Origin of the sequence: Streptomyces sp. NPDC051051 (assembly GCF_040682975.1) — a bacterium.
In the GTDB taxonomy this organism is placed as follows: domain Bacteria; phylum Actinomycetota; class Actinomycetes; order Streptomycetales; family Streptomycetaceae; genus Streptomyces.
The window spans coordinates 41,821-51,737 of sequence record NZ_JBFBCB010000053.1 but is presented as its reverse complement, the minus strand read 5'-3'; the positions used below and the strand labels follow the sequence as shown (position 1 = coordinate 51,737).

The following is a 9,917-nucleotide window of genomic DNA, read 5'->3' as shown; positions in this document are numbered from 1 at the left end:
CCGGGCCAGCTCGGCCTCGGTGTCGACCGTGCCCGACAGGTCGCGCACCACGAGCATCAGCAGCTCGTCGTTGGCGTAGCCGTAGCGGCCACGGTCCTGTGGGCGAACACGTCCCGCGGGGTGACGTCCAGATCCGCCTCGCGGGCCAGGGTGACCAGCTTGATCGAGACGATGGAGTCGCCGCCGAGGTCGAAAAAGCTGTCGTCGACCCCGACCCGCTCCACCCCGAGGGCCTCGGCGAAGAGGGAGCAGAGCAACTCCTCGCGGGGGGTGCTCGGCGCCCGCCCTTCTGCCCCGGCGGAGAACTCCGGCGCGGGCAGCGCATTCGGGTCGAACTTGCCGCTCGCGGTCGTCGGCAGCCGGTCCAGGACGACTACCGCCGCGGGCACCATGTGTTCGGGCAGCGCCTCCGCGGCCCGCCGGCGCAGCAGGACCGGGTCGGGCAGCGCACCGGCGGCCGGGGCGGCGTACGCCACCAGCTGTCGGTGACCGGGCCGGTCCTCGCGGACGACGACCACGGCCTGCGCCACCGCCGGGTCCTCGGCGAGCACGGCCTCGATCTCACCGGGCTCGATGCGGAACCCGCGCACCTTCACCTGGTGGTCGACCCGGCCGAGGAACTCCAGGGTGCCGTCGGCCCCCCGGCGGGCCAGGTCGCCGGTGCGGTACATGCGCGCCCCGGGCGGGCCGAACGGGTCGGCGACGAAACGCTCCGCGGTCGGAGCGGGGCGGCCCAGGTAACCGCGCGCCAGGCCCTCGCCGGCCACGTACAGCTCGCCGGGCACGCCCGCCGGCACCGGTTGCAGCGCGCCGTCCAGCAGGTACACGCGGGCCCCGGTGACGGGCTCGCCGAGCGGCGGGCGGACCCGGCCGCTCAGCGGGCGGCTCATCGTCGCCATGACGGTCGCCTCGGTCGGGCCGTAGGCGTTGACCATCCGGCGCCCCGTCGACCAGCGTTCCACCAGGTCGGGCGGGCAGGCCTCGGCTCCGACCACGAGGGTCGTACCCGGCGGCAGCGCGTCCTCGGGCAGCACGGCGAGGGAGGACGGCGGCAGCAGCAACGCTGTCACGCCGTGCCGGGCCACCGTGGCAGCCAGCGCCGGGCCCGGCAGCAGCTCGTCCGCCGGCGCGGTGACCGCGCTCGCCCCGGTCAGCAGGGCCGTCGCCAGCTCCCACACCGAGGCGTCGAAGCTCGGTGAGGCGAACAGCAGCACCCGCTCGTCCGCGCGAAGCTCCAGACCGGCGCGCTGCTGGGCGACCAGGGCCGCGATCCCGAGGTGCGGCACCTGGACGCCCTTGGGGCGGCCGGTCGACCCGGAGGTGTAGATCACGTACGCGGTGTGCGCGGGCCTGAGCGGCGCCACCCGGTCCGCATCCGTCAGGTCGGCGCCGGGGAGGCCGTCGCCCACCGGTGCCGAGCCGAGGCAGCGCGTCCGCGCCGCGCCCGCCTCGGCGAGCAGCTCCGACGCCCCCGGGGCGGTCAGCACCAGTGCCGGCCGGGCGTCGCCGACGATATGCCGCAGCCGTTCCAGCGGATAGCCGGGGTCCAGCGGCAGGTAGGCGGCGCCCGCCTTCAGCACGGCCAGGGCCGCGGTCACCGACTCCGCCGACTTCGGCAGCGCCACGCCCACGACGTCCTCCGGGCCGATGCCCTCGGCCACCAGCTCCCGCGCCAGCCGATTGGCCCGCTCGTTCAGTTCGCCGTACGACAGGGCGTGCTCCCCGTCGATCACGGCGACGGCGTCGGGCCGCTCCTGCACCCGCTCCTCGAACAGCGCCGGGAAGGTGTCAGGCCCCGAGTGGGCGGGTCCCTCCGCGGCGGCGCGCAGCGCGGTCCGCTCCTCGGCCGTGAGCAGGTCCAGCCGGCCCAACGGGGCCGACGGGTCGGTCAGGAAGCCGTCCAGGACCGCCCGGACCCGGGTGAGCAGGGCAGCGCTTTCCTCCGCGGTGAACAGGTCGTCCCGGTAGCTGAGTTCGAGGCTCAGCCGCTCGCCCGGCACCACCACCAGGTTCAGCGGGTAGTGGGAGGCGCCCGGCACGGGCTCCTCGTCCACCGTCATGCGCAGCCCCGGCACCTGCTCCTGGACGGCCTCACCGTCGAACGGTGCGCTCGCGAAGTCGACGACCGTGTCGAAGAGCTCGCCCGTGCCGAGGAACCGCTGCACCTCGGTCAGCCCGAGGTGCTGGTACGGCCGCAGCCCGGCCTGCTGCTCCTGAAGGCCCGCCAGCAGCGCGCCGAACGGCCGGTCCGAGGCGACGCGGACGCGCACCGGGACGGTGTTCATCAGCAGGCCCACGATCTCCTCCGACCCGGGCAGTTCCGCCGGGCGGGCGGCGGTGGTGGCGCCGAACACGATGTCGTCGCGGCCCAGCAGCCGCCCCAGGACGACCGCCCAGGCGCCCTGCACCAGGGTGTTGAGGGTCAGCCCCGCGCCACGGGCGCCGGCGACGAGCGCCGCGGTTCGTCCGGCGTCGACGGTATGCGTCACCAGGTGCGGCACACCGGCCGTGGCGGCCTCCGCGTCCGGGGCGACCAGCGTGGGCTCGTCGAACCCGGCCAGCGCCTCGGCCCAGGCCCGGACCGCCGCATCGCCGTCCTGCCCGCCGAGCCAGCGCACGAAGTCGGTGAACTGCGCCGGCGCCGGGGCCGGATGGGTACCGCCGCGGGCGTAGGCGGCGAACAGGTCACGGAAGAACAGGGGCAGGGACCAGCCGTCGAGCAGCGCGTGGTGGTGCGACACCACCAGCAGGTGGTCGTCGTCCGAGAACCTGACCAGCGTGACCCGCAGCAGCGGAGACTCGGCCAGGTCGAAGCGGCGCATCCGCTCGTCGGCCAGCAGCTCGGCGACCCGGGCCCGCTGCTCCTCCTCGGCCAGGCCGGTCAGGTCGATTTCGCGCCAGGGCGTCCGGACATCCTCGTGCACCAGTTGCACCAGGCGGCCCGAGCCGAGCAGCCGGAAGGAGACCCGCAGCGCGGTGTGCCGGGCCAGGACCGCGTCGAAGGCCGTGCGCAGCACCGCCGGGGAGAGGGTGCCGGTGAGCCGTACGGGCGCCTGAGCGGTGTAGACGTCGATACTGTCCGCGGCCAGCATGGCGTGGAAGTGCATGCCCTGCTGGAGCGGCGTCGGCGGCAGTACCTCGGCGTACGGCCGCTCCAGCGCCTCCAGTTCGGCCAGTTCGGCCTCGGTGAGGGTGATCGGCGGCCCGGCCGGGACGGTCGGCCCGTCCGGTTCGGGACCGGCCTCCCCGGCCGCCTCCGCCAGGCGGGCCACGGTCTTGTGGACGAACACGTCCCGGGCGTTGACCGCGAGCCCGGCCCGGTGCGCGCGGGCGGCGAGCTGCATGGCGGTGATGGAGTCGCCGCCGAGGTCGAAGAAGCTGTCGTCGACGCCGACCCGCTCCCGGCCCAGCACCTCGGCGAACACGTCGTGCAGGAGCCGCTCCCGCTCCGTGGACGGCGCCCGGTAGGCGTCCGCCGCCTCGAACCGCGGCTCGGGCAGCGCCCGCCGGTCCACCTTGCCGTTGGGCGTGAGCGGGAAGGCGTCGACGGCCATCACCAGTGCCGGGACCATGTATGCGGGCAGCCGCTCCGCGACGGCCGCGCGCAGCACGTCGGGACGCACCTCGGCGCCGGGCGCGGGCCGTACGTAGCACACGATCCGCCGCACCCCGGCCGCGTCCTCGGACACCGCCGCCACCGCCCGGTCCACCGACGCGTCGGCCGCGAGGGCGGCCTCGATCTCGCCGAGTTCGACGCGGTGTCCGCGGATCTTCACCTGGAAGTCGGACCGGCCGCGGTACTCCACCACTCCGTCCGGGCGGCGCAGCCCCAGGTCACCGGTGCGGTACATGCGCGCGCCCGGCTCCCCGAAGACGTCGGCGACGAAGCGCTCCGCCGTCGTCGCCGGGCGGCCCAGGTAGCCGCGGGCCACCCCGCCGCCGGCGATGTACAGCTCGCCGACCACCCCGTCCGGGACCGGCCGAAGGAAGGAGTCCAGGACGTAGACGCGCATGTTGTCGGCCGGGGTACCGATGGCCGGGCCGGCCTCGGCGCCACCGTGCCACAGCATGGCGTCCACGGTGCACTCGGCGGGGCCGTACAGGTTGTAGACCGACAGGCCCGGCACCGCGTGCAGCGCCTCCCACAGGTCGGCGCCGACCTCTTCGCCGCCGAGGGCCAGGACGCGCACCCGGTGCCCCTGCCCGGACGCCTCGAACATGCCGGCCGCGAGCAGTTGCCGGGCCACCGACGGCGTGGTGTCGATGACGTCGACGGCCGCACGGGCCGCGAGACCGGACAGGGCGACGGCGTCCTTGCGCACGTCGTCGTCGACCAGCAGCAGCTCGTGCCCGCCGACCATCCACAGCAGCTGACTCCAGGAGGCGTCGAAGCCCAGGGAGTTGGTCAGGGCCGCGCGCAACGTCCGGCCCCCGGCACGCTCCCGCTCCGGCTCGAAGAAGTTCGCCCGGTGGCTGTGGAACATGTTGACCAGGTTGCGGTGCTCGACGGCGACTCCCTTGGGCCGGCCGGTCGAGCCCGAGGTGTGGATCACGTACGCCAGATGCTCCGGCCGCAGCGGCCGCGGGCGGTCGGCGTCCGTGAGGTCCGAGGCGTCCTCGGGCAGCACGGCCACGTCGGTGTTCAGCGTTCGCCCGGGCACCGGCGGCGCCGCCGCGTCGGTCAGGACCAGCACCGGCCGGGCCTGCGCGCAGATCGCCGCGATCCGCTCGGCCGGGTGGCCGGTGTCGATCGGCAGATAGCCGGCGCCCGACTTCAGCACCGCCAGGATCGCCACCACGGCTTTCACGGTGCGTGGCAGCGCCACGCCGACCAGCCCGCCGGGGCCCGCGCCCTCGGCGACCAGCAGCCGTGCCAGCCGGTTGGCGTCGGCGTTCAGCGCGGCGAAGGTCAGACTGGAGGTGTCGTCACCGACGGCCACCGCGTCCGGAGTGGCCCTGACCCGCTCCTCGAACACCTCGGGCAGCGTCCGTGCCGGGTGGGCCACGGTCCGCCCGCAGCACGCACGCAGGAGTTCCTCGCGCCCGGCCGGCGAGCACAGCGGCAGCCGCCCCGCCGGGAGATCGGGTTCATCGGCGATGTCGCGCAGCAGTCCGCACAGCCGGTCCAGCAGCCCGGAAGCGGCGTCGGCGGTGTACATGTCCTCGCGGTGGTTGAGCTCCAGCCGCAGTCCCTCGCCGGGGTGCACGGCGAGGCTCAGCGGGTAGTGGGTGCCCTCGAAGGCGTCGTCGACGATGTCACGCAGCAGCGTCACGGAGAGGCCGGGCACCTCGGCGCCGCGGACCGCGCTGTCGACGGGCACGTTCTCGAAGGCGACGGTGGTGTCGAACAGTTCCGTCACGCCCGCGGCGCGGTGGATGTCGGCCAGGCCCAGGTACTCGTGCCGGGACAGCGCCGACTGCTCGTCCTGGAGACGGGCGAGCAGCCCGGCCACCGGCTCGGCCGGGTCGATCCGCACCCGCGCGGGCACCGTGTTCATCGTCAGGCCCACCATCCGCTCACTGCCCGGCAGCTCGGGCGGGCGGCCGGCGACCGTACTGCCGTGGACCACGTCCTGGCTGCCCGTCAGCACCGACAGCAGCAGCGCCCAGGCGCCCTGCACGACGGTGTTCAGGGTGAGTCCGCGCGAGCGCGCGGTCTCCACCAGCCGTGCCGTGTCCGCCGGGGACAGCTCCGCTATGGCCCGTCGCTGGGCCCGGGCCGGACCGTCGTGTCCGGACGGGCCCGCGACCAGCGTCGGCCCGTCCAGCCCGGCCAGCGCCGACCGCCACGCCCGCTCGGCCTCCTCGCGGTCCTGTGCCGCGAGCCAGCCGAGGTAGTCCCCGAACGGCACGGCGGGCTCCAGCGCCTCGGCCGAGCCGCCGTCCCGGTAGATCCGGAACAGGTCGGCCAGCAGCAGTGGCAGTGACCAGCCGTCCAGCAGGATGTGATGGTTGGTCAGCAGCAGGACGTGCCGGTCGGCGGCGAGCCGGACGAGGGTGAAGCGCAGCAGCGGCGGCCGGGCCATGTCGAAGCGCCGCGCCCGGTCGTCCGCCAGCAGCCCCGTCAGCCGCAGCCGCTGCTCGTCCGCGCCGAAGCCGGAGAAGTCGACCTCCTCCCACGCCGGTTCCGCGGACCGCGCGACGGCTTGCACGGCCTCGCCCGAGCGGCGCCGCAGGAATCCGGCCCGCAGGCTCGTGTGCCGGGCGGCCACGGCGGCGGTGGAGCGGCGCAGCGCCGCGGTGTCGAGCGTGCCGGTCAGCTCCAGGGGTGTCTGCACGGTGTAGAAGTCGACGGAGGGCGCGGTGGCGTCTCCCTCGTCGAACAGGGCATGGAAGAGCATGCCCTGCTGCAACGGGGTCAGCGGCAGCACCGCTTCCAGAGAAGTCTGCTTCACAGTGTCCCCCACTGGGCTTCGAGCTCGTCGAGTTCGTCCGCGTCGAGCCGCACCAGGCTCTCGGCACGCGGTGCCGCGGCCCCGGGACCGGTGTTCCGGGCCACCTCGGCGAGCCGCGCGATGGTCTTGTGACCGAAGATGTCCCTGGCGGTGAGGGTCAGACCCGCCCGGTGGGCCCGGGCCGCCAGACGGGTGGCGGTGACGGAGTCGCCGCCGAGGTCGAAGAAGCTGTCGTCGACGCCGACCCGCTCCTGGCCCAGCACCTCGGCGAACACGTCGTGCAGGAGCCGCTCCCGCTCCGTGGACGGCGCCCGGTAGGCGCTCGTCGCCTCGAACCGCGGCTCGGGCAGTGCCTTGACGTCGACCTTGCCGCCGGGCGTGCGCGGGAAGGCGTCCAGCACCGTCACCGCCGCCGGGACCATGTACGCGGGCAGCCGCTCCCCGGCGTGGGCGCGCAACTCCACCGCGTCCGGTCGCGTCGCCGCACCGGCCGCCGGCACCACGTACGCCACCAGCTGCCGTACCCCCGTCTCGGACTCGCGGACGACGACCACGGCCCCGCCGACGCCCGGGGCGCCGGTGAGGACGCCCTCCACCTCGCCGGGCTCGATACGGAATCCGCGCACCTTCACCTGGCTGTCGGCGCGGCCCAGGTAGACCAGTTCACCGTCGGCCGCCCAGCGGGCCAGGTCGCCGGTGCGGTACATGCGGGTGCCGGGCGGCCCGAACGGGTCGGCGACGAAACGCTCCGCCGTCGTGCCGGGACGGGCCAGGTAGCCGCGGGCGAGGCCGTCACCGCTCAGGTACACCTCGCCGGGGACCCCGGGCGGCACCGGGCGCAGTGCGGCGTCCAGCACCCGCACCCGGGTGCCGGGCACCGGGCGGCCCATCGGCGGCACGGTCCGGCCGGAGAGCCGGCCCGTCTGCGTGGCGATGACCGTCGACTCGGTGGGGCCGTAGGCGTTGACCATGTGCCGGCCCGGCGACCAGCGGGCCACCAGATCCGGGGAGCACGCCTCGGCGCCCACCACCAGGTCGGTGCCCTCGGGCAGCGCGTCCTGCGGGAGCGCGGACAGCACCGACGGTGCCAGCAGCAGGCAGGTCACGCCCAGTTCGGCCACCAGGTCCGCCAGCGATGGCCCGGGCACGAGCTGCTCGCCCGGCGCGACCACGGCGGCCGCTCCGGTGAGCAGGGCCGTCGTCAGCTCCCACACCGAGGCGTCGAAGCTCGGCGAGGCGAACTGGAGCACCCTGGTGCCCGGACGCAGGCGCAGCCGGTCCCGCTGGCCCTCGACCAGCGGGGCCAGGCCGGTGTGCGTGACCACGACGCCCTTGGGCCGGCCGGTCGAGCCGGAGGTGTAGATGACGTACGCCGGGTGCCCGGGGGTCAGCGGCGCACGGCGGTCCGCGTCGGTCAGGTCGGCGGCGGCCGGGTCCGTGTGCGGCGGGCCGTCGACGGCGCCGTCGTCCACGTACAGCCGGGGCACCCCGGGCGCGAGCGTCGGGTCGTCCGCCTCGCGCGTGGTCAGCACCAGCAGCGGCCGGGTGTCGTCGAGCATCGCGGTCATGCGGGCCCGCGGATAGCCGAGATCGACCGGCAGGTAGGCCGCGCCCGACTTCAGCACCGCCACCACCGCGGTCAGGGCGTCGGCGCCGCGCGGCACGGCCACCGCCACCAGATCCTCGGGTCCCGCCCCGCGCGCCACCAGCGCCCGGGCCAGCCGGTTGGCGCGGGCGCTGAGCCCGGCGTAGTCCAGCGAGCCGGTGGGGGAGAGGACCGCGAGGGCGCCCGGGGCGCGGCGCACCTGCTCCTCGAACAGCTCCGGGAAGGTGCGTGACGGCACGCTCCCGGCCCCTTCCCCGGCGGCGAGCACCGTGGTCCGCTCGGCCTCGGTCAGTACCTCGGTCCGGGCCAGCGGGAGGTTCTCCGGGGCCGCCAGGAACCGGGACAGGAACGCGGTGAACCGGAGCCGGTGCACCTCCAGTTCGGCAGGTGAGTAGCGGTCGGGGTTCGCTTCGAGGGACACCCGGGCGCCGGTGCCGTCCGGATGCGGATGACAGGTGATGTCCAGGTCGGTGACCGGTCCGCCGGACAGCGTGGTCAGCGTCGCCTCGCGGCCCGTGAAGGCCGTCTCCGAGCCGGCGGGCATGATGTTGACGAGTACCCCGTACAACTGCTCTCCGCTGCCCAGCAGTTTCAGGTCGCGACGCAGTTCGTCGTAGGGGTAGCGCTGGTGCGTCAGCAGCTCGCCGAGCCGGCGGGCGACCTGACGGACCAGGGCGGTGCGGCCCTCGTCCGGACGGACGGTCAGACGCAGCGGCAGCGTGTTCGACAGCATGCCGGGCGCGTTGCGCGACCGGAGGCCCAGCCGCGCGGTGACTGGTACGCCGATCGTCAGGTCCTCGGCCCCCGTCACCCCGTGGAGGTAGGCGGCGACCGCCGACAGCAGCGCCACCGTCCACGGCGCGCGGGCCGCCCGGCCGGCCGCGTGCAGCTCCGCCAGCTCGGCCGGCGACAGCTCCGCCGAGGCGGACAGGGTGCGCGGCGCGGCGCCCGTGGGCACGCCGGGGGCGGGGCTCGCGGTCTCCGGGCGGTCGGCGAACGTGTCGTTCCAGTACCGCCGGTCGGCCGTGTACTCCTGTGAGCCGCGGTAGTCCGCCTCCTCCGAGAGCAGCGCCCGCAGCGTGTCCAGCGGCTCGCCGGCCGGATCCGTGCCCGAGGCCAGTGCCTCGTAGTGCGCGGCGATGCGACGCGAGTGCAGCACCGACCCGAACGCGTCGGACAGGACGTGGTGGCTGCGCTGATACCACAGGTGGTGGTCGGGGCCCACTCGCATCAGCACGTGGGCGGACAGGGCGTCCTTCGTCAGGTCCAGCGCGGTGGACCGGTCGTCGTCCACCAGCGCCCGTGCCACGGCGAACGGGTCCGGCTCACCGGTGAGGTCGAGTTCGCGCCAGGTGGAGCAGCCCGGCGCCACCGGGCGCTGGAACACGCCGTCCGGGCGCTCGACGAACTCCACGTCGAAGGTGCCGCTCTCCGCCTCCGACCGGCGGACCGCGCGTCGCAGCAGGTCCCCCTCCAACGGCCCGCGGATCTCCATGACGGCCACGGTGTTGTAGGCCGGATTGCCGGGATCGAGCCCTTGGGCGTGGAAGACCCCCGACTGGGCCGCGGTGAGCGGGAGCAGGCCGGGGCCGGCGGGCAGGTCGCCGTCGCGTGGTGTCATCTGGTTCGTAACCGCTCTCGTGGACTTCCGGGAACCGTCGGGCGCCGCCTGAGGTGTTCCGGGCCTTCCGGAGGATGCCGGTGGGCGGTGCGGCGCCCCCGCGCGAGCCCCCTTCCCGTCGCTGCGCAGGTGGGCCCCGGCACCCTGCTTGATGCTGCACGGGCCGTACGCCGGTCGCCAGGCAACCGACCGGCAATCGCTGTTGCTGGTGTAACTGCCGCCCCGCCCGGATGAGTTACCGGGCCCCTGCCTGGCCCTGCCGCCCGGGGGCGGTGAGGCTGGCGGTCGCCGGTCG

The 9,917-nt window shown here is 75.1% G+C and carries 2 protein-coding genes; both read right to left on the bottom strand.

Translation table 11 applies throughout. The annotated features are described in order from the left end of the window. Positions 1–56 precede the first annotated feature (56 nt). Entirely contained in the window at positions 57–6,395 is a 6,339-nt protein-coding gene (locus AB0N31_RS30360; protein ID WP_366061657.1) for an amino acid adenylation domain-containing protein, read from the bottom strand. Next, entirely contained in the window at positions 6,392–9,622 is a 3,231-nt protein-coding gene (locus AB0N31_RS30355; protein ID WP_366061656.1) for an amino acid adenylation domain-containing protein, read from the bottom strand. The genes AB0N31_RS30360 and AB0N31_RS30355 overlap by 4 nt, the downstream gene beginning before the upstream one ends. Between the last annotated feature and the right edge of the window lie 295 nt (positions 9,623–9,917).